This window comes from Anaerosporomusa subterranea (genome assembly GCF_001611555.1).
In the GTDB taxonomy this organism is placed as follows: Bacteria; Bacillota; Negativicutes; order Sporomusales; family Acetonemataceae; genus Anaerosporomusa; species Anaerosporomusa subterranea.
Genome location: NZ_LSGP01000001.1, coordinates 385,694 through 405,246, shown reverse-complemented (window position 1 = coordinate 405,246; position 19,553 = coordinate 385,694). Strand labels below are relative to the sequence as shown.

General features: G+C 48.0%; 20 protein-coding genes. 1 reads left to right on the top strand and 19 read right to left on the bottom strand.

What is annotated here, in order from left to right:
- Nucleotides 1–14: 14 nt before the first annotated feature.
- From AXX12_RS01715 to AXX12_RS01635, 16 genes are all read right to left on the bottom strand, one after another.
- Nucleotides 15–782 (bottom strand): type III pantothenate kinase, encoded by a 768-nt coding sequence (locus AXX12_RS01715; RefSeq protein ID WP_066237218.1) that lies wholly within the window; start codon nt 780–782, stop codon nt 15–17.
- Nucleotides 783–805: 23 nt separating this feature from the next.
- Nucleotides 806–1,363 (bottom strand): biotin transporter BioY, encoded by a 558-nt coding sequence (locus AXX12_RS01710; RefSeq protein ID WP_066237217.1) that lies wholly within the window; start codon nt 1,361–1,363, stop codon nt 806–808.
- A 1-nt stretch (nt 1,364) separates the two neighbouring features.
- Nucleotides 1,365–2,348 carry a biotin--[acetyl-CoA-carboxylase] ligase gene (locus AXX12_RS01705; protein ID WP_066237214.1) on the bottom strand — a complete coding sequence of 328 codons (984 nt, stop codon included), beginning with the start codon at nt 2,346–2,348 and terminating at the stop codon, nt 1,365–1,367.
- A gap of 119 nt (nt 2,349–2,467) precedes the next feature.
- Complete coding sequence (panF, locus tag AXX12_RS01700) at nt 2,468–3,922, bottom strand: sodium/pantothenate symporter (protein ID WP_066237211.1); 1,455 nt, start codon at nt 3,920–3,922, stop codon at nt 2,468–2,470.
- Nucleotides 3,923–3,927: 5 nt separating this feature from the next.
- Nucleotides 3,928–4,227: a YhdT family protein gene (locus tag AXX12_RS01695; RefSeq protein WP_074431317.1), complete on the bottom strand. Its 300-nt coding sequence runs from the start codon at nt 4,225–4,227 to the stop codon at nt 3,928–3,930.
- 348 nt (nt 4,228–4,575) lie between these two features.
- Nucleotides 4,576–5,082, bottom strand: a complete 507-nt coding sequence (locus AXX12_RS01690; protein ID WP_066237209.1) for a CDP-alcohol phosphatidyltransferase family protein — start codon at nt 5,080–5,082, stop codon at nt 4,576–4,578.
- Nucleotides 5,083–5,160: 78 nt separating this feature from the next.
- Nucleotides 5,161–7,074 (bottom strand): ATP-dependent zinc metalloprotease FtsH, encoded by a 1,914-nt coding sequence (ftsH, locus tag AXX12_RS01685; protein ID WP_066237205.1) that lies wholly within the window; start codon nt 7,072–7,074, stop codon nt 5,161–5,163.
- A 129-nt stretch (nt 7,075–7,203) separates the two neighbouring features.
- Nucleotides 7,204–7,743 carry a hypoxanthine phosphoribosyltransferase gene (hpt, locus tag AXX12_RS01680; protein ID WP_066237312.1) on the bottom strand — a complete coding sequence of 180 codons (540 nt, stop codon included), beginning with the start codon at nt 7,741–7,743 and terminating at the stop codon, nt 7,204–7,206.
- A gap of 2 nt (nt 7,744–7,745) precedes the next feature.
- Complete coding sequence (gene tilS, locus AXX12_RS01675; protein WP_082816642.1) at nt 7,746–9,152, bottom strand: tRNA lysidine(34) synthetase TilS; 1,407 nt, start codon at nt 9,150–9,152, stop codon at nt 7,746–7,748.
- Nucleotides 9,153–9,167: 15 nt separating this feature from the next.
- Nucleotides 9,168–9,605 (bottom strand): threonine/serine exporter family protein, encoded by a 438-nt coding sequence (locus AXX12_RS01670; RefSeq protein ID WP_066237200.1) that lies wholly within the window; start codon nt 9,603–9,605, stop codon nt 9,168–9,170.
- A 19-nt stretch (nt 9,606–9,624) separates the two neighbouring features.
- Complete coding sequence (locus AXX12_RS01665; RefSeq protein WP_066237197.1) at nt 9,625–10,395, bottom strand: threonine/serine exporter family protein; 771 nt, start codon at nt 10,393–10,395, stop codon at nt 9,625–9,627.
- 281 nt (nt 10,396–10,676) lie between these two features.
- Nucleotides 10,677–13,088, bottom strand: a complete 2,412-nt coding sequence (gene spoIIE, locus AXX12_RS01660) for a stage II sporulation protein E (protein WP_074431316.1) — start codon at nt 13,086–13,088, stop codon at nt 10,677–10,679.
- Nucleotides 13,089–13,341: 253 nt separating this feature from the next.
- Nucleotides 13,342–13,752 (bottom strand): S1 RNA-binding domain-containing protein, encoded by a 411-nt coding sequence (locus tag AXX12_RS01650; RefSeq protein WP_066237187.1) that lies wholly within the window; start codon nt 13,750–13,752, stop codon nt 13,342–13,344.
- An 86-nt stretch (nt 13,753–13,838) separates the two neighbouring features.
- Nucleotides 13,839–14,126: an FtsB family cell division protein gene (locus AXX12_RS01645; RefSeq protein ID WP_066237184.1), complete on the bottom strand. Its 288-nt coding sequence runs from the start codon at nt 14,124–14,126 to the stop codon at nt 13,839–13,841.
- Nucleotides 14,127–14,200: 74 nt separating this feature from the next.
- Nucleotides 14,201–14,659, bottom strand: coding sequence for a spore cortex biosynthesis protein YabQ (gene yabQ, locus AXX12_RS01640; protein ID WP_066237181.1), 459 nt, complete (start codon nt 14,657–14,659; stop codon nt 14,201–14,203).
- 3 nt (nt 14,660–14,662) lie between these two features.
- On the bottom strand, nt 14,663–14,944 hold the full coding sequence (locus AXX12_RS01635) for a YabP/YqfC family sporulation protein (protein WP_066237179.1): 282 nt from the start codon (nt 14,942–14,944) through the stop codon (nt 14,663–14,665).
- Between the two features lie 284 nt (nt 14,945–15,228).
- Between AXX12_RS01635 and AXX12_RS01630 the strand changes: the two genes are divergently transcribed.
- On the top strand, nt 15,229–15,456 hold the full coding sequence (locus AXX12_RS01630; RefSeq protein WP_066237177.1) for a hypothetical protein: 228 nt from the start codon (nt 15,229–15,231) through the stop codon (nt 15,454–15,456).
- Between the two features lie 9 nt (nt 15,457–15,465).
- Here AXX12_RS01630 and AXX12_RS01625 read toward each other — a convergent pair whose 3' ends face one another.
- The 3 genes from AXX12_RS01625 to AXX12_RS01620 are packed head-to-tail and all read right to left on the bottom strand — an operon-like array spanning nt 15,466 to nt 19,406.
- Nucleotides 15,466–16,683 carry a Ger(x)C family spore germination protein gene (locus tag AXX12_RS01625; RefSeq protein WP_066237175.1) on the bottom strand — a complete coding sequence of 406 codons (1,218 nt, stop codon included), beginning with the start codon at nt 16,681–16,683 and terminating at the stop codon, nt 15,466–15,468.
- Nucleotides 16,661–17,764 carry a GerAB/ArcD/ProY family transporter gene (locus tag AXX12_RS18640; protein ID WP_197470612.1) on the bottom strand — a complete coding sequence of 368 codons (1,104 nt, stop codon included), beginning with the start codon at nt 17,762–17,764 and terminating at the stop codon, nt 16,661–16,663. Before AXX12_RS18640 ends, AXX12_RS01625 begins: the two co-directional genes overlap by 23 nt.
- A complete protein-coding gene (locus AXX12_RS01620) occupies nt 17,757–19,406 on the bottom strand; it encodes a spore germination protein (RefSeq protein WP_197470611.1) in 1,650 nt (549 codons plus the stop codon). The genes AXX12_RS18640 and AXX12_RS01620 overlap by 8 nt, the downstream gene beginning before the upstream one ends.
- Nucleotides 19,407–19,553 lie beyond the last annotated feature (147 nt).

The window sequence follows — 19,553 nt, the reverse complement described above, 5'->3', positions numbered from 1 at the left end:
GCGACAGGAGAGTGTTACGAAAGGTTGCGCTCGTAGAGAATCCGCAAGCCTTCCAGTGTCAAGAACGGTTCAACAAACTGTATCGTTCTCGATTCTTGGGCCATTAGATTAGCCAAACCGCCGGTGGCAACCACATACGGTTTTTGGCCTAGTTCGTCTTCCATCCGGCGAACAATTTCGTCCACCTGACCCACGAACCCAAAAATAATGCCTGATTGCATGCTGGTTATCGTATTACGGCAAATAACGCTGCGAGGTTTAACCAGCTCGATGCGCGGCAATTTAGCTGCCCGCTGAAATAAGGCTTCTGTGGAGATGCCAATCCCTGGCGCAATCGCTCCACCCAAATAATCGCCGTTGGCTGCAATGGCGCAAAAAGTCGTAGCTGTTCCAAAATCAACGACAATAAGCGGGCCGCCATATTTTTCATAGGCTGCAACCGCATTAACAATCCGGTCGGCACCAACTTCCCGGGGGTTCTCGTACTTAATACTCATCCCGGTCTTGGTACCTGGTCCGACAACTAGCGGATCCAATCCAAAATAACGCTGCGACATCCGGGAAAGCGGCACAGTTAGCGGCGGGACAACTGATGAAATAGCTACCGCCTTAATCTGATTAATTTCAATCCCGGAGAATTGAAACAAGTTATTGATCAGCATGGCATATTCATCACTGGTTTTTATACGATCAGTGGATACCCGCCAATGATTCAATAACTCAGTTCCTTTATACACGCCAAGCACAATATTCGTATTGCCAATATCAAATACCAAAAGCATACTTACAACCCCTTCTTTGTACGCTACGCGCTATACCCAGCTTGGATCAAAGCACGGCGCACTTTAATGCCTATATATCCAGCAAACAATGATTTAACGAAATCAAACGGCGCAAACGGTAATGTAGTGAGCATAAAGGCTTTTTCCCAAGTCATTGGTTTGTGAAGAAAGTACTGAAAACAAGCCATAAAGCCTACTAAACCAAGGGTATAGACGATGATCATTCCTAAGACCATAGCGCCGGCGACCACCTTATAAGCCAATCCAAATCTCTCTGTGATACGCCCGACTACGTATGCACAAAGTGTGAATCCCAACAAGAACCCTCCCGTGGGTCCCAGGACTGCCGCTAATCCGGCCTTGCCTTGAGCGAAAACAGGTAGGCCAAAGGCTCCTAGCAAAATCCAAAGTCCCACACTGATCGAGCCCCATTTACTGCCTAATATCAAACCTGACAGCATCACAAAAAAGACCTGAAGGGTGTGGGGAACAGGGCTCGGCGGAATGACGAAGGAAATCTGAGAACCAATAGCAATTAACGCTGCAAATAGCCCTGCCAATACCATATTTCTTGCAGCCATGTTATTTTTCCTCCTGCGACTTCGCCCGAACAGATACATCGCCTGCAATCACTTTTTCAAGACCGGCTTCTGTTTGTACGATGAGCGCTCCGTCTTCATCGATGTCGAGCGCGATCCCACTGAAACAGCGGGTGATACCAAAAACATCAACAGGCTGCCCGAGAGTCGCCGAAAGCTTGCGCCACTCTGCTAAAATCGGTGAAAAGCCTTCTTCTCCAGCTTGTGTATATAGCAACTCCAGCTCATGGAGCAAAGCAATCAGTAAGTCTGTACGCGAGACTGTCCGTCCGAGGACAGAAGAGAGCGAAGTAGCAATATCACGAAGCTCTTCAGGGAATTCGCTGGCATCGGTATTTACATTAATCCCCATGCCGATGACTACATAGTTAATTGCATCCATTTCGGCATTCATCTCAGTCAAAATCCCAACCAGTTTCTTGCCATTATAGAGAATATCGTTTGGCCATTTAATCCCGCAGTTTACTCCCGTCGCCCGAACAGCCCTGGCCATCGCCACCGCTGCAAGCAAAGTACATTTTGGTGCTTCCTGTGGTGGAAACTTAGGACGCAGAACAACAGAAAGCCAGATTCCCTTGGCAAATGGTGAAAACCAACCTCTCGCCAATCGCCCCCGACCCACCTTCTGCTCTTCCGCTAACACGATAGTTCCTTCCGGGCAGCCTTCATTAGCTAAGCGTTTTGCCTCATTATTTGTCGAACTAACAGTAGTGTAATAGTGTATAGAATGGCCTATGAAGTCAGTAGTCAGACGCGGGCATATTTCATTCGGCAGCAGTAAATCCGGAACTGTTTGCAAGCAATATCCCAATCGCGGATGGGAACTGATCTCATAGCCTTCATCTTTCAGTGCTTGCATATGCTTCCAAATAGCCGTCCGTGAAACGTTTAGTACTTTTGAAATATCTTCACCGGAAACGTATCCACCGGCGTTTTGCCGTAGCAAACGTAAAATTTCCGCCCTCAAGTTAGCCCCTCCCACATTTCAGTTAGCCCAATAATACGGCAAGCTTAACTGTTTGTCAACCGCCATCACCCAAAAGGTTGACCGCGTTTAGAACTACACTATATGCACCTGCTACCTGATCACCCCCAAAATTTCCGAATCGTTTCTGGTCTCGGCGGTCTAGTCATTAAGCTTACCACAATGAAGACCACGAGCGCCAAGATCAGCGGCAGAATGATCGTATGGGCGCCAAAGGGCCGTGACCAGTAATAGTGGCAATACAAATAACTGGATACGCCAACAAGTATTGAAGAAATTGCTCCGGCATCGTTAGCCCGTTTCCAGTAAAGGCCCAGCAGTGTCGGCCAGAGAAATACTGTTTCCATTCCAGCGAGCGCAAATAAATTTAGCCAAACCAGAAAGTCAGGCGGGTTATAGGAAAGCAGAAAAACCGTCAATCCTGCTAAAGCCGTAATGAAAAAGCTCAGCTTTCTCACAAATGCTTCATTGGGATTAGGGTTGATATAGTTGATATATAAATCTTTACAGATTGTACTTGATAACACCAAGAGTTGTGAACTGACTGTCGACATGATTGCTGCTAAGGGAGCTGTCAGGAAAATCCCGGCTAGCCAAGGATTGAGCGTTGTCTTAGTGATTTCCGGAATGACAGTGTCGGCCACCTTAATATTCGGTAAAATTGCCTGACCGACCGCGCCGACCAAATGCATGCCAAGCATTAAAAACCCTGTAAATATAGTACCGATAATAATTGCGTTGTGCATCGCTTTAGAGCTCTTATAGGCCATTCCACGAACCGCTACTTGCGGTAGCCCAATGACGCCAAAACCGACCAAAATCCAAAACGACACAATCCAAGGAACCGTAATAAAGCTCTTGACACCATACGGGGTGATCAGATCGGGATTAATCGCCATTAGCTTGTCCATGATCGGCCTAACTCCACCTCCATACATAAAGACTCCGGCGATCAAAATCACTGTACCAACAAACATGACAATCCCTTGAGCTGTGTCTGTCAACACAACTGCTCGAAAGCCGCCGATAGTAACATAACCAATAACTACCCCGGCAAAAACAAATAGTGCTGTTTGATAAGGAAGACCTGTCATTGATTCAAATAGCCGGGCTCCACCGATAAACTGGACTGAAATAGCGGCTAAGAAGAAGAGTAAAATGCCGATTGCCGATAAAATTACCACAGTCTTGCTCTGATAACGTTCCTTTAAGAAATCGATTATCGTCACAGCATGAATTTTTCTAGCTACAATTGCAAAACGCTTGCCGAGTACTCCCAGCACCAAGTAACCGACCGGCAGTTGGGACATAGACAGCAATACCCACCCTAGCCCCATAGAATAGGCCATACCTGGCCCAGCGATGAAACTGCCAGCACTAATATATGTAGTAGTCAGAGTCATAGCCAGTATAAAACCGCCCATGCCGCGCCCGCCGAGAAAATACTGTTCGATAAAACCGCCTTTGGCTTTAACAGTCTCTCTTGCGCTCCACACACCAATCAGAAACATAGCTGCTAAGTATACGAACATAACAATAATTATTTCCCACTGCATGAGCGCTACCTCCCCTCATCAGCCGCAGAATCACACGGATCAGGTCCCAGCGGCATATCGGTGTAAAAGTGTTTGACCATGATGTAGGCCAGTGCACAAAATACAGCAGTTCCCACGATGACACTCCAAAAAAACCAGGCAGGAAACCCTAAGATATAGGAATATTCCTGTGGCGGCTGATCCCCTAGCCAAAAAGCGAAAGCATACCACCAACAGAAATTGAGTAAAAATAGGGCAATCGCCATCCAGGCTTCTTTAGCTGCTATGCGATAGCGGGGGTCGTCAATAAACTCTTGTTTTTTCACTTTCACGCCTCCTCGAGCGAATTCCCCGTAACAGCTTCCAAGCGGTCTTCTAGAATAGCATGCCACCAATTCGGTTTCTCTATGGCAAGCGCATTCTTTGCTACGGTAAGATATACATAAGAAAGCCTCCCTTTCGACTGAAAGGAAGGCAGAACAAGACCAATACGTTGGCAATGCCTTCCGTCTTAGCCCTCAAAGGATCTAAGCGGATTGGTTCTTTGAAGATTAGCCTAACAGCCGGTGTAGCTCGCAAGCGATACTGCCCATAGAAATGCCAAATGCCTAGCCAATCTTATCACGCCGTAAAATCAATTTGCAAGCACTTTTTATTCAACGCCCGGGATGAAATTACCACAGTCTAGGAACTCTTACATTTGCTATCACTAAGACTGATGCTAAGATGATAATCATCACATGAACCGTAGTTGGTAACATTGAGCCTACAAGCGCCAAACCAGATAAAGCCGGACCAGCCACAGGCAGCGGATCGCTAGGATAATAGACTTTGGCGCCAGCAACCGTATAGCGGGCAAGACGAAACGCACAAGCTGCCGGATACACTAATGCCAGCAGATATCCTGTCAGGCCGTTCTCTGAAAACTGGGCAAAAAAGTAGAGCGTTGCAGGCGCTAAGCCAAACACGAGTAAGTCTGACAACATGTCGATATCGCGCGCAAACTCAGCAGTTGTGTTCAATCGTCTTGCCAGACGATTCGCCCAGTTGTCATATAGCGCGGCCAGAAAAACAAATCCTGCGGCAACCAGCCAATAACTGTTTACTGTTGCTGTTATAGAGGCAACTCCTAAAACTAACCTAGTCGCTGTCAACACATTCGGACTCCAGCGCTTTGCCATAACATCACACTCCAGTCAGTATCTGGTTTTCTATATGTTTTAGAAAAGGACTTGGTTTTCACCAAGTCCTTTTCAGTCTTATCGGATATAGACAATCTTAGGCTTTGTTTCCTCAGTTTGCTGTTGCAGCGTTTCCACAGTCTCGCTAAGCGGGGCAACCAGGGCTGGGTTATCACTATCAGCAACATTATCAGAATCGGTTATCTTGCCATCTTTCAACAATTGATCAAGTTGCTCAGCCTCAAGAGTCTCCCGTTCAAGCAGCGCCTGGGCAATTAAATGCAATTTATCAATGTTGGTTTTTAGCATTTCTTCCGTCTTTTTATAGGCGTCCTCAATCATACGGCGTACTTCTTTGTCGATCGCAGAGGCGACCTCTTCACTATAGTTGCGATCGCGGGAAATATCGCGGCCCAAAAAGACCTGTTCTTGGCGACGACCAAAAGTAATTGGTCCCAGTACTTCGCTCATGCCAAACTCTGTAATCATTTTACGTACCAACTCGGTTGCACGTTCTAAATCATTTTGCGCGCCAGTCGATATTTCGTTCAAAATCAGTGCCTCTGCCACCCGACCGCCGAGAAATGTCTTAATTTGGTCGTGCAGTTCTGATTTTGTTGCATAGTAACGATCTTCTTTTGGCAGCATCAACGTATAGCCGCCAGCCCGCCCGCGGGGAATGATGGAAACCTTGTGTACAGGGTCTGTATGGGTCAACAGCATGCCAACCAGTGCATGACCAGCTTCATGATACGCAGTCAGTTTTTTCTCTTTATCGCTAATCACTTTGCTCTTACGCTCAGGGCCAGCAACTACTCGTTCAACCGCTTCTTCTAATTCGTTCATTTCAATTTTCTTCTTGTTACGGCGAGCTGCCAGCAAGGCGGCTTCGTTAACCAAGTTGCTGAGATCGGCGCCTGTAAATCCAGGCGTGCGACGTGCAAGAACTTCAAGATCGGTATCTTTGGAAAGCGGTTTGCCACGAACATGCACTTTGAGGATATCTGCGCGACCTCTGACATCAGGCTTATCAACTACAACCTGACGGTCAAAGCGACCTGGGCGCAAGAGCGCCGGGTCAAGAATGTCCGGCCGGTTGGTTGCGGCAATAATGATAATACCTTCATTCAGGCCAAAGCCGTCCATTTCCACCAGTAGCTGGTTGAGGGTTTGTTCCCGCTCATCATGACCGCCGCCTAAGCCGGCGCCGCGCTGGCGTCCAACTGCGTCGATCTCATCAATGAACACAATACAAGGAGCACTCTTTTTCGCCTGTTCAAACAAATCGCGAACTCGAGATGCGCCTACGCCGACAAACATCTCCACAAAGTCTGAACCACTGATACTGAAAAACGGAGTTCCCGCTTCACCAGCGACAGCCCGCGCTAGCAGCGTCTTGCCTGTGCCGGGAGGTCCAAACAGCAAGACCCCTTTAGGAATACGGGCACCAAGATCATTAAACTTTTTGGGATGTTTAAGGAACTCAACGACTTCCTGCAATTCCTCTTTGGCTTCGTCTGCCCCGGCAACATCGTTAAATGTGATCTTGATTTTGTCCTCGCCATGCAGTTTAGCTCGTGACTTGCCAAACGACATGACTCGGTTTCCACCACCTTGCGTTTGCTGCATGATGAAAAACCAAACACCAATTAGCAATAGCATCGGCAACAAAGAGGAAAACACCGTTGTCCACCATGGCGGCTGTGGCGGTTGTTCAGCCTTAATCTCAACATTCTTTGTCCGCAGTGTGTCAATCAAAGTCGGGTCATTCGGTGTTACCGTAGTGAACTCAGGACCGTCCTTCTGCTTACCGCGGATAGTGTTTTCAACAATAGTAACTTTCTCGACTTTCTGTTCTTCCACCAGGCGAATGAACTGTGTGTATGTGATTTCCTGCTTGGTGGTCGTTCGCGAGGAATAGTAATCAATTATGGAAATCGCAATAATGATAATCAGCAGATAAAAGCTGACGTTCCGAAAAAATTTATTCAAGCAATAGCCTCCTCTCGCTAGACGACAGACATATATCCACAGGGTAATATTATAACACAAATTTTTCAAGATTTACAAGTCAGAACCGGTGTTTCTAGTATTCGGCAGACAATAATTTGTATGCGATAGTTAACCGCCGTACGCCTCAGGCTTCAAAACTCCTATGAAAGGCAGATTGCGGTATTTTTCAGCAAAGTCCAGACCATAGCCAACCACAAAATAGTCCGGAATAGTAAAGCCGTTATAATCTACATGCACCGGCGCCTTGCGGCGGCTGGGCTTATTCAGCAAAGTACACAGTTTAACACTGGCAGGGCGCCGGGATTTCAAGTTCTCCACCAGATAGTTAAGCGTTAAACCTGAATCAATGATGTCTTCGACAATCAGCACATGCCGTCCATCCAACTCTTCATCAAGATCTTTGAGGATACGGACAACACCACTTGAGGATGTGGATGCTCCATAACTAGAAACAGCCATAAAATCAAGTGCTACCGGCACCGAAATGGCTCTCGCCAGGTCGGCCATAAAAATAACTGCTCCCCGTAAAACACCAATCATTAATATCTCCTTGCCAGCGTAATCTGCGGAAATCTCTTCCCCCAATTCCCGGACCCGCTCAGCCAGTTGGTCTTTGTCAATTAATATTTCCTTAATATCATTCATCATACTCACGGTAGTGCCTCCTGTATTCCAATAATTTGTAGAACTAGATACTCTGTTGTTGCCGCAGTTGTCTGGCCTTGCCGGGAGCCCCGTAGTCCTCCCAGCCAGAAAATAACGCCATGACTATCGCAAAAAACCGGTACTTGATCGCGCAGACTGCGAGGAACTTTCTTATCGATAAAGAAATCTTTCAGTTTTTTATCGCCCTGCATGCCGCGTGGAGAAAATCGATCACCCGGTTGACGACTTCTGACAAACAGCGGTTGCTGCAGCGCAGCTAAATCAAACACAGCAGTAGCTGAGTCAATGTGTTGGGGCAAGTAGGTCTGCACAGATGCCCTGACCCGCACTCCAAGCTCGCTAACCTCGGTCTCTCCAGGTATCAGCAGCCGTACACCTGGCGGAGCAATTCCCCGCGAAACTGAGCAAACCTCCCTGCGGCGAACTTGAATGGCATCATATTCTCGCTCGGCTCTCCAGCCGCCCGGGAGATCGAATTTGCTGCCTACAGGCCAGCTATCAGCCATTTCTATCAATTTTTCCACATGATGAAAGGTTATTCCTGTTAGATTGCCCTGTTTTTTTTCAATTAGCAGTCGAAAAATCACCCTTTTCAGGGCAATATGCAATTTTGACAGTGGTTCTGTATACACGCAAGTTGCATCCGGGGTCTCTCGCGTCAGGTTTGGCCAAATAGCTTGTGCCGACTCGTTTAAAAATTTCTGCTCATCTGCGAGGATTTGCCCAACTCGGCAAAGCGGCTCACGTACACTGCTACCGACTGCTGCTTCTAACTGGGGAATAATGCGCAAGCGGATCTTATTACGCAGATAGTCAGTTTTCAGGTTGGACAAATCTTGCCGCGGCTCCAAAGCGTGTTGTTGACAGTAGTCTTCAATCTCCTGGCGCGTCAGCGACAAAAGCGGACGGATTATGCGGCCAGCTTGCGCATGCATACCACTTAAACCAGCTCCGCCTGAGCCTCTGAACAGATGCAGTAAAATCGTTTCTGCCTGATCATCCCGGTGATGGCCTGTAGCAATTTTCGCATTGCCCCAGGTTTGGGCTGTCTCACGCAAGTATTCATAGCGCAGTTTTCTACCCGTATCCTGTGATGAGCCGCCTTGCTCAAGCAGATACTGAGGAACATTAATCGCTGTTGAGAAACAGACTAAGCCATGCCTCTGACAGTAGTCTCTGACAAACTGAGCATCTGCAGCTGAGGCTTTGCCTCGAAACATATGATCTACATGACCAACAGCAAGCTCAAAACCGAATTCTAGTCTGATTTGCCTAAGTATATCTACCAGTGCCAGCGAGTCCGGTCCTCCCGAGCAGGCAGCCAGCACATGTTCGCCTGACTGAATTAGCTGATGTGCGATAATAAAGTCTCTCACCTTATTGATGATCATAATCGTGTTCCCGCCTTATTTAATGCCTGCTTTGTAATTGACTGCCAGACGATAGACAGTGGTACTGGCAAAGATGCCAAACGCTATCGCGCCGCCAATCAGCACGGTTTGCACCCCGATTGCGACACCCTGTGTATAGTGACCATTGACGATATTCGCCATGGTTGCATACGCTTCCCGGCCTGGAACCAAGGGAATAAAGCCAGGGAGAAGAAAAATCGTGGCTGGCTTTTTCAAGCGGCGGGCCAATAGTTCAGAAGAAAGAGCAGCAGCCAGACTGCCAAAAAAAGTAGCTAAAACCAGCTTCGCACCAAGCGCCGAGAGTCCGGTCACAACCAGCCAAGCGAAAACTCCGTTGCCACTAGCATACGGCAGCACTGCACGCGGAATACGGTACAGAACGCCGATGGCCAATCCCATACAAAACACAGTCACCGCTTTATAGATAAGCATGACGCTCCCCACCAATCCATCAATACGCAAACATGGTCAGAATAAGAACTACCCCCATAGCGACTGCGACAGCAGTCAGAGCCGCCTCGAGGCCACGCGACAAGCCGCTTATCAAATCACCGGCGATAACATCCCGAATCGAATTGGTGATTGCGACCCCGGGCACAAGGGGAATTATGCCGCCAGATATCATAATCTCGCTGTTCCACTCTGGGCGGAGCAGCGCCAAACTCACTCCAATCAGTGCAGCGGCAGAACCGCCCAGAAATTCAAATGTAAAGCGCACTCCATGCAGCCGTGTAATAACATGCGCAATTAATCGCACCAGCATAGCTGAGCCAAACGCAGCAATTGTTTCCGGTAATCCGCCGTCGTGCAAGACAGCAAAGCCGCCGCCGAGCACACCAGAGGCAAAAATGGTGGGGAGTATCGGAAAACCAGTGCGTTCTTTCGCAATAGAAGCCAAGATTGTCTTGGCTACGTGAAACTGCATCCTCTGATCAGCCAAACGCCGGGATAATTCATTCACCTTTGCAATCCGATCCAAATTAATTGTCCGCTCTGCTATGCGCCGCATACTTGTGAGTGTTTTGCCGTCTGCGCCGGTTACACTCAGAAATACGCCGGTCGGAACGACAAAGCTCTCAACATTGACGGCTCCGCACGACCTGGCGATATGACCCATCGTTTCTTCCACCCGCGAGGTATCAGCCCCGTTTCGCAACATAATTGCGCCGGCTGAAACGGCAAATTCAGTCATTTGGTCGAGCGTTAAACTGACGTTTTCCATCAATGATCTGCCCTTTCTGGCTTATCTCATCTCAAATAGTTCTGCCGATTGCCTGCGTTCTCCTGCTAATATTTTTCCATATTGGCAGGTTTCTAGTCTAAACACCGTTGAATATCCTTGCGTCACAGCCAGAAGCAGCTAAGAGCACATAAAAGATCGCTGCGTCTCGATCCCTTGTAATGACAGATTTGATTCACCTGTCATCACGAGCGAAGCGCGGCGATCTTCTCTATTTGCCCAAGATTTTTATGATAATCAAATCTTCCCGCTATAAAGGAGTCTTACATGCTGCCAAGCCGTTCATGCACCTTGATCACCAAAACCGTCATATCATCATTTACCGATGTGCCAGCCAGTTTCTGCGCTTGTTCGATCAGCAGATTGGCCAGCTGTTGCGGATTATCGTCAGGCGCCATCCGCAGAAAGTTTGCTACCCAATCACGTCTGGGCTTTTGTCTGTCTGCTTCTGTGACCCCGTCGCTGACCATAACAACTGTGTCACCTGGCGCCAGTTGGCGACGCTGTGGCTCAATTTCCACTTGCTCGATAATACCGACAGGCAGCGATGTACTTTGAACAACCGACACTTCGCGAACTCGCTTGATATAGCTAACTGCCGACCCTGTTTTGAGAAATTCGACCTCACCGCTATATAAGTCAAAGATTGCTATATCGATCGTCGCATAGCATTCTCCTGGTAGTCGCAGCAATAACATGGCATTGACTGACTTAACTGCCGCATCAACGGAAAAGTCGGCGGCAAGCAGCTTTTCGAGGAATTGTACTGCTGCCTGACTTTCGCGAGCAGCATGTGCACCACTGCCCATACCGTCGCTAATAATGGCAGCTACCCTGCCTTGCCCTGCTTCTGACATAGAGCAAGTATCACCAGAAATATCGTGTAAATTCTTTGCTATCGCCGCTGCGCCAACATCAACCGCATAGCGGCTAGCGGCACTCATCGTTAGCCGACATTTCCGGTGCAGCAATCTACTGCCACATTCTCCTGTAACAGTCAGCCGTTTGCCAAGTGTCTCGGCAACCAAGGGCATTACTTTGTTCATACAAGCCTGATCGCCATTACAGGGTTCTTTGCGGCCAAGAATTCGTAATCCACAGCCGCGCCCGGATATTTTTATGGATTCGAGTTCACACCCTGCCGCTAGTGTCGCTGCGGATAAATAAAGCTCAGCCTGCCTGTCCGCAATGGAAACACGTTGAATCTCAGTAGCGAGAGTAGCAACAATGCTGCCCGCTGAGCGCATCTGCTCCGCCAGCATAGCACGGTGCTCCATCGCTCGCTTTTGCCAGAAGAACATTACCCGATTGTGTTCGATGATTTCGCTCGCAGCCATCAATAACTGCTGTTGACGTTGACAGGAATCCTTAAGCGTTTGCGGCAAGGCCCGAGTATCTAGTTTACCATTGGGCGGCAATGACATTAAGTCAAGAAACGCTTGGTACGTACTATAAAATTGACTTTCCCAGCATTCATCTTTCTTAGAGCATGTCCTACAGACCTGAGCACCTAAACGGTCAATTACTTGTCGAATATCTTCAGTTGGCTCAAGCGCCGTTTCCCTAGTCTGCCCAAATATGCCTGCCAAATCAATAAACATCTCTGAAATTTGGCTAAGCTTAACCGCAGCAACAGTTACAGCTTGGTTAGGACTGACTGGCATCGGCTCGGCTTGACACACCTTCTTTCGCCAAGTATCCCACCAACTGCTGGGAACAGCTAAGAATAGCAAAGCACCGGTAATGGTTTCGACAAGAACAACCAGTATCCGTTCATTCGTCGTAAAATACGACACCGCAATTACACAACCAGTTATATAACCGAGCGCTATCGCAAACTTACCTAGACTGCTGAAAGCGCCACTCACTAGTGAAGCAAGCGCGTAATAGGCTACTGTCAGAGTAATATTTCCCTCGTTTAATCCTGTGACAATACCAACTGCTGTGCCAACAGACACACCAATCCCCACTCCTCCCTGCAGCGTGATAACCATGATAAAGAAGCCGCTCAATGCATTGCGTAAACTATAGCCCATCAATTGGACTTGTCCCACCCCGGCAATGCCAGCCGCCAACAGGATAATCAAACACACTACCTGTTCTTCACTAGCTTGTCTGGACCCAGCAGAATCTAGCAACGGCAGAACGGTGGAAAAAATCGTCGCCAGAACCAGACTGGCAGCGAGATTAAAACCCACCAACAGCAATTGATACAAACTGATTGACTGCCAGAGCAGGAGTGTAGCGCCAATTATCCCCGCGCCAACGATAACAATAACCGGGATAGTCCACATTTTCTTCTGCCATCTAGTCTCATGAGCAGTTAGCCAAAGATAGGAAACCATACTCAATAAATACCAAGCAGATTCGGTTGAATAGCCAATCGATAAAGACCCGGCCAAAGTCCAGGCCCCTACGGCGAGTGCGCCTACTCGTTTTTTTCTGGTGACGGCGATGAAGTATGCCAGCCCGAATGGCATCAATTCTCCCATGATAGATATACGTCCTAGTAAGAAAGCTAGCAGATTAAGCGCTATCATGTCTTTACTTAAGCAGGAAGCAAGAATTCTGCTAATCACGCTTACTGACAAAAACAAAGATGGTTTGACGCGCCAGCGTGATCCAGACGGTAGAACCGCACCTCTTTCCAGTGTTGCGACATTCCCTTTAGACATAATCTCCACTCCTCTTCAGCTGTCAGGTCTCATTCTACACAATACTGACAAAAGGATTTGTCTAAAGGAAGAAGCTTGTCATGATGAAATACTTTACAAATTTGACAACAAATCCAAAAAATCGGCTTAAGAAAGTGTGTTTCTTTTATGTTACCCGCCACGAGACGGCGGGCCAAGGCGAATGGGCGGATATTATGTAGAAGATACACAAAAACCGGAACCTGTTTTTCAGGTCCCGGTCAGAGTTCATTAATTATTCGGCTTTGCGCGCGCCGCCTCTGCCGCCCCGCTTGGAATCAGTGTTCCGTTTCAGGTCGGTAAGACGTTCGTCACTGTCTTTTAGAAATTTATTTAGCTTATCTTCAAAGGAAACGGCGCCAACCCGATGCATCGGACGTCTAAAATCGTTGGCAGGTTTTCGTGGCGCGGGAGGCTGAAGCTGTTTAATCGACAAGCCGATTTTGCCGCGATCGTCTATTGACAGCACTTTTACTTTAACGCGGTCTTGTTCTTTAAGAAAATCCTTCACATCACGGACGTAAACATCGGCCACTTCTGAGATGTGAATCAGACCGACCTTTCCCCCCGGCAGTTCGATAAACGCTCCGAAGTTCGTGATTCCTGTCACTACTCCCTCAACAATACTGCCAACTTCAATGGACATACTAATCAAAAGTCCTCCCTTAAATGTGTGTTATGCATCCATATTATACTCTCGGACTGTAAAATGTGTCAAGAATCTTAATTGGTTTACTTTTTCCCAGACGGAACGTAAGGCAATTCGCCAGGTTTCACTAGGCCAAGCTGTTCGCGGGCAAGTTTTTCAACATAGGCCGGAGCCAACAGCCGATCACGTTCAGCCTGAAGTTGTTGATTGACTGTCTGGGCTTGTTCTAGCTGCTGGCTGACAGCACTGGTTTCCCGCTGGATTGACGACATTTCTAGATACCGATCGGTAACAAGATAGCAAAAATAAGCACTCAGCAGCAGTAGCGCCAAGTTAAACCACTTGATTTTGTATCGCTTGGGCGCAGGCATGCCTCATCTCACCCCTCGTTTGGCTTTCATTGATGAAGCATTCGGCATAACAATGCCGATTCCCTCTTTCTTTCTTATACTTCTGGCGGTTTTCCGTCCTTAGGGACGGTCGCCCAACGAAATAGTCTTGTTCCTCCTGAAATAGCGCGACGGTAAACCCAGCGTGTTGGCAATAGTATAGGCCGGATAAGAAGATAGCTGATGACTACTCCAACGAGTCGAAGAATTTTACCAATGGTTCTGGCGGTTTTCCCGAGAATTAACGTTGCATAAACACTAAGAAAGCGGAAGTAAAGACCAGCTCCGGAAAATAGCGCAAGAAAAACAAAAAACCGGATTTCTCCCCAGTTCCCTTTGAGCAAGGCCAGGAATACTACGACTGTCGCCAACAGCCAATAAAACAGGTCTCCGAGAGCTGTGGCAAACCGCCGCAATTTAAGTGTATTGCGGGTTACTCGGTAGCAGTCGAATACAAAGGCCAACACCGCTCCGGTTGCCGCTAGCAAGAGAAATGTATATAGTTGCTCGTTCATCGCCTATTTCAGTAAGCGGCCCAGCAGACCCTTTTTACTGCGTGTTTCATCATCATAGGAAATCAGCTTAATTAAACCCTCAATGACAACACTGCCCTTATCCAGGTTCAGTTGCTTGATATCCAATTCTTCGCCTTTAATCAGCAACGATCCCTGTTCTGTATCCATGGAGATTTCCCGTTCATCAAAACTACCCAGACCGAGCACGCCTTCTACCAGCATTTCCTCACGATCGGTGAGGATAATCTGATGGCGCCATTGAGGATTTTTATCGTCAGCTGGCATATCTTCTCCTCCCATCAACTTGTTTCATCAAATGTATATGCTTGTCAGGAATGATGTAGTACACAATTACTCACATGACAACATGGATATACTAATAGAGGCTGTTACAAAACACCCATCTGCGTTGTCACGACTGCGTTTGCTTGCTTGCGTACCTTTTGTACGCGGCGCGGCGCAAGCCTCGCTGTTCCTAGCATCTGGGCATTTTCTAACAGCCTCCCTTTTTTTATGGTTGCGTGTTTTTTTGAAACACGCTCTAATAACGAACCGAAGGAGGCGAGAGTATGGATCTACCCATGATTTGGCAAAGAATTGCGTTTGTCGTGGCACACATGAGCCAGTTTGAATTGCCACTGATACTGCTCTTTACGGCCCTTTCATCTTGGCGGCTGGCTGTTGTTCTTAATAAACACGACGCTCGTCTTAAGGAGGCGCAGTTGGCGCGTAAAATAGCAGCCTTCTATGCTGCTCTTCTATTTACAACGTGGGGCGTTAGCCAGCTTTTACAATAGCTAGGCAGGCTATTGATGTTCTCCTACATTTAAGATGGTTATGTTGACCGAAACAATTAATGGAATCGTTGGGAATATTTCATCCCAGCGATCTTTTATTTTCTCCCAAGTCTTAGGTTCCTTTGCTTTCAGCAACCGGGAATAATTTAGAACGTCAACTCCTAAATCCTGAGCGGTTTTGCGGCCATATTCGATATTGCGCTTCACTTCCTGCGCAAACATCTGACGCGCATCCTCTTGGTACTGTCTGCCGGTCGTATTATGCTTAAGCGCGCAGGTAGCCTCACCCAGGTTGCCTCGCATGGCAATGTCCAAAGTAAAGTAGATGGAGTCGCCTTCGACATGCGGCGTAAGAACGGTATGATGCCGATATAGTTCAAACACGGTCACGCCGCCGGGATGGAGCGGGCACTCAAACGTAATAAGCGCCGATTTCTCCATCCCGAGGATATACTTTTGTCCCTTAACCGCATATTCATCAATATAGCCGACCAGCCGGTCCTTTTTAAATAGAGCGGCGCCATTTACCTTGACGTCGTTATCTACCATTTCGATGCGTGGCAGGATGATATCGCTGCCGTTATCCAAGTCAAAGGTAGTAAACCCCAGATCGGTTCTAAATGTTGGCAAATGCGGATCTTTGCCGTACTGACGGGAGAGAGCGGTAAAGAATAATCCGCCTGGTTCACCGCTGGGCGGCTCGTACTCAAGCAGGGGCCGCGCTTTGCCCGGGGTTATATAAATACGGGTTCTCCAGCGCATTTCACTGTCGCGCTGAAAGAAGTCGAGAAAGTGAGCCAGCCCTGCATGTTTTAGAGCCGCCTCACTGATAATAATAGCTTGCTGGTGTTCAAACCAGAGTGCCTTGCTGCTTTGCCCCCACATGTCTCTGGCCATCTCAAACAGAGAATGACCGGTGTTTGAAAGCACATATGTCTTACCGCCGTTGCTTTTCTTCGAGCCTTCCTCACTTGTCTGGCCGCCTAAGCGCAGCATCTGCAAACTTAGGCGGTATGGACTGCCGCCATGTGGATAAGCAAAGCTCTCAATTCGCTGCTGTTTCAGAGAAGAGGAACTTTCATCGTTGGCATCGATGGCAGAGGCTAAGACGAAACCTCGATCCTGTAATTCGCGCTGATCCCAGCAGCCGGTCAAAATCATGCAGAGGACAATCAGTAGGCCAATGGCGCATAATTGCTTTGGCTCACACCGCTTGCTTGTCAGCACATTTCTTCCTCCTCGCCAAGAATAACGTTAACGGAATCAGCGCAAACGATTCGATCAGCCCCATCGCGTTGGCAATTTGTATAGTCAACGCGAATAGCCAAGTGGTGTGTAACGCATCACTGATAAAAAAAATGACTGGCAGCAATAATAATACAAATGGGCGGCGGTCGCGATAATCATAGAGACGGCGCAACGTCTCGGCCAACACATACAAGTAGGTGTAGACGCTGATATAGAGAATGAGCACCTTGACGACAATCAGATATGTGTCCAGACGCTCCAGAAAGGTTCCCGGGATTTCCACCGCGCGGATAACCGTCACTAGTGGAAACGGACTCTTCAATGCTGAGTTGATGCCCTGCGAGCCGATGATAGTCAAAATGATAGCGGTAAACAGTACCGTACAATAACCAAATGCTAAGCCTACAGTGCGGCCAAGCTGTTTCTGCTCGCTTACCTGGGGCATCAGAATAAAAAGTATTGAATAGCCTGCAAACAACAGCCAATCATCAACTACCCCGCCAGCTAATTGAGACCAATTCCCTTGCCATAATGGCAAGACATTGGTTATTTGGAAAGTGCTTAAGCTCAGTAGCAGCAGAATTATCGACAAAGCATTGCCTATGAAAAATACAATCTGCGTCACCCGGATAATTGTCCCTAAATCCTGAACAGCGCAATAAGCGGCTGCAATAACAAAAGTGATAATGATGATTTCATAAGGTGTTCGGTCAAAAAGAAAGAAAGTCACTTCCCGGCTAAAGGCCTGCAGCGAGGCGCTCAAGCGCAAAGTCACGGCAACAATGAACCACCAGACCATTGTTCCGCCCAGATATTTGCCCCATATTTCTGGCATATATTCGACAATCGTTTTTTGCGGATATCGCTGTCCCAGTCTGATCATCATCCATGCAGCCAGACAATACACTCCGCCGGCCATAATGACACTCAACCAAGCTTGACCGCGGGCGGTTTCCAGCGCCGGGGCAAAGCTAATCGCGAAAACGTTCATTTGAACTCCGGCCAGTAGAATCGCAAACTCTACGGCAGTCAGCTTAGATTTTGCTTCCAAGTTAGGCATTGTCAATTCCACTCCGATCTTCTTTTTTTGCGCCGTACACTTTTGGGCGAGTTTTCTGCAGAACAGCCGGCATTCGCACCACATTGTCTTTCCAGTCTTGCCAAAGCGACACATTAAATAAATTGCCTAGAAAGGACTCGCCAAAGCTGCGCAGAGAGCAGGCATGAACGACCATCAATAGCCACGCTAGCGCAATCCCATACAAACCAAGAACAGCCGCCGCAAAGATCGCCGGAATCCGCAGCCACCGCATTGCCTGTGACAGATTAGGGGACGGCATGGTGTAAGAAGCGATAGCTGTGGATGCGGTTGCCACTACCAGCAAAGGATTGATTAACCCTGCCTGCACGACCGTGTTGCCGATAACAAAGGCGCCCAACATACTGGCGGCTCCAGCCAAACGAATTGGCAGACGAACGATCGACTCCTGAAATATTTCTAACAGGCCCTCCATAAACAAGACCTCTATTAGTGTCGGAAACGGTGTCTTAGCGCGAAGCTCGGCAATGGAAATTGCCAGAGATACAGGCAGAGTGCCGGGATGGAATGAGATCATTGCGATATACAGCGGCATCAAAAATATCGCCATGATGGCCGATATATGGCGGGTTATGCGAATCAGGCTGGCAATAATCGGTTGTAGAGTATAGTCATCCGACGTCTGTAGCATCGAAGTAAATGTGCAGGGAACGATTATGGCGAAGGGAGTATTATCCACCAAGATGCCAACGCGGCCTTCACATAATCCCATGGCAACCGTTTCCGGTCGCTCGGTGGCGAAAATTTGCGGAAAGGGAGACCAGTTACGATTTGCAAGAAACTCGCCGACGGTTGCGGAAAAAAAGACGGCATCAGTCTGAATCGATGCCAAACGCTGTTCAACGGTTTCTACCAGACCGGGTTTAACCAGATTCGAGATATAAACGACGGCAACTGTCGTTTTCGTTAGATAGCCGATTGAGCTGTAATGGACTTTTAGATTCGCGTTTGCCAACCGCCGCCGCAACAGTGCCACGCCATCTTTTATTGTCTCATTGAACGCATCCTGTGGTCCGCGAACATTGCCGCCTTCACTTTTGGGTTGCTCAATAGCTCGCTTAACATATTTCGCGACGTCGACAGTCACAACTTCGTCGATTCCGTCTACCATTATCAAAGCACTACCCATAAGTATCGCCTGAATGGCTTTACCGGCGTTTGCAGGAGCATCTAAGTCAGGAACAGTCAGATAGCGAGCTAAGGTTTCCAGCAGGCCTGACCCGAAATCAAGATTTATTTGACTCAACAGCGGTTGTAGCACGCCGCGTTCCAGCAGGTCTTTATCACAAAGACCGTCGATGTAGATCAGCCGCGCGGCCCTGCCGGCAAGTGTAAAGCGGCGGAAAACGACATCCTGACAGTCTGTAAATACCTTACGTAATTGACTTTCGTTCACAGATAGGTTTGGGGTAAAGAGAAACGGCTGATTGGCTTCAGCAGTGCCTCGCGCCAGCAGTCCACCCAAAGTAGCCATTTCCTGCGCGATTTCGCGCGCTTGGAGGATGATCCTGCGTAAATCAGCAAGTCGCGTGCTGGCGATCTGTCTAGACGCCCCATCGACAACAGCAGATAATTTACCAAAACGGCGGGGCTGATTCGTCATTTTCTCACCACCTACCTGTATGATCATCTGTTATATGTTGCCCAAAATATGGTTTTTAATGCTGAAACTGGCATGAGAAAAACCGCTGTGTGGTCTTTGAGAACGAAAAAAACGTTTTTTTGCCGCGAAAACGCGAAAGACGCTGCG

Coding starts and splice junctions, on each gene's coding strand:
- AXX12_RS01630 (WP_066237177.1), top strand. CDS start 15,229: ATGGATCTACCCATGATTTGGCAAAGAATTGCGTTTGTCGTGGCACAC.
- yabQ (WP_066237181.1), bottom strand. CDS start 14,659: ATGAACGAGCAACTATATACATTTCTCTTGCTAGCGGCAACCGGAGCG.
- AXX12_RS01650 (WP_066237187.1), bottom strand. CDS start 13,752: ATGTCCATTGAAGTTGGCAGTATTGTTGAGGGAGTAGTGACAGGAATC.
- AXX12_RS01665 (WP_066237197.1), bottom strand. CDS start 10,395: ATGGAAAACGTCAGTTTAACGCTCGACCAAATGACTGAATTTGCCGTT.
- AXX12_RS01710 (WP_066237217.1), bottom strand. CDS start 1,363: ATGGCTGCAAGAAATATGGTATTGGCAGGGCTATTTGCAGCGTTAATT.
- AXX12_RS01670 (WP_066237200.1), bottom strand. CDS start 9,605: ATGCTTATCTATAAAGCGGTGACTGTGTTTTGTATGGGATTGGCCATC.
- AXX12_RS01690 (WP_066237209.1), bottom strand. CDS start 5,082: ATGGCAAAGCGCTGGAGTCCGAATGTGTTGACAGCGACTAGGTTAGTT.
- AXX12_RS01620 (WP_197470611.1), bottom strand. CDS start 19,406: ATGACGAATCAGCCCCGCCGTTTTGGTAAATTATCTGCTGTTGTCGAT.
- spoIIE (WP_074431316.1), bottom strand. CDS start 13,088: ATGTCTAAAGGGAATGTCGCAACACTGGAAAGAGGTGCGGTTCTACCG.
- tilS (WP_082816642.1), bottom strand. CDS start 9,152: ATGATCATCAATAAGGTGAGAGACTTTATTATCGCACATCAGCTAATT.
- AXX12_RS01645 (WP_066237184.1), bottom strand. CDS start 14,126: ATGCCTGCGCCCAAGCGATACAAAATCAAGTGGTTTAACTTGGCGCTA.
- panF (WP_066237211.1), bottom strand. CDS start 3,922: ATGCAGTGGGAAATAATTATTGTTATGTTCGTATACTTAGCAGCTATG.
- hpt (WP_066237312.1), bottom strand. CDS start 7,743: ATGATGAATGATATTAAGGAAATATTAATTGACAAAGACCAACTGGCT.
- AXX12_RS01715 (WP_066237218.1), bottom strand. CDS start 782: ATGCTTTTGGTATTTGATATTGGCAATACGAATATTGTGCTTGGCGTG.
- AXX12_RS18640 (WP_197470612.1), bottom strand. CDS start 17,764: ATGCCTAACTTGGAAGCAAAATCTAAGCTGACTGCCGTAGAGTTTGCG.
- AXX12_RS01635 (WP_066237179.1), bottom strand. CDS start 14,944: ATGCCAGCTGACGATAAAAATCCTCAATGGCGCCATCAGATTATCCTC.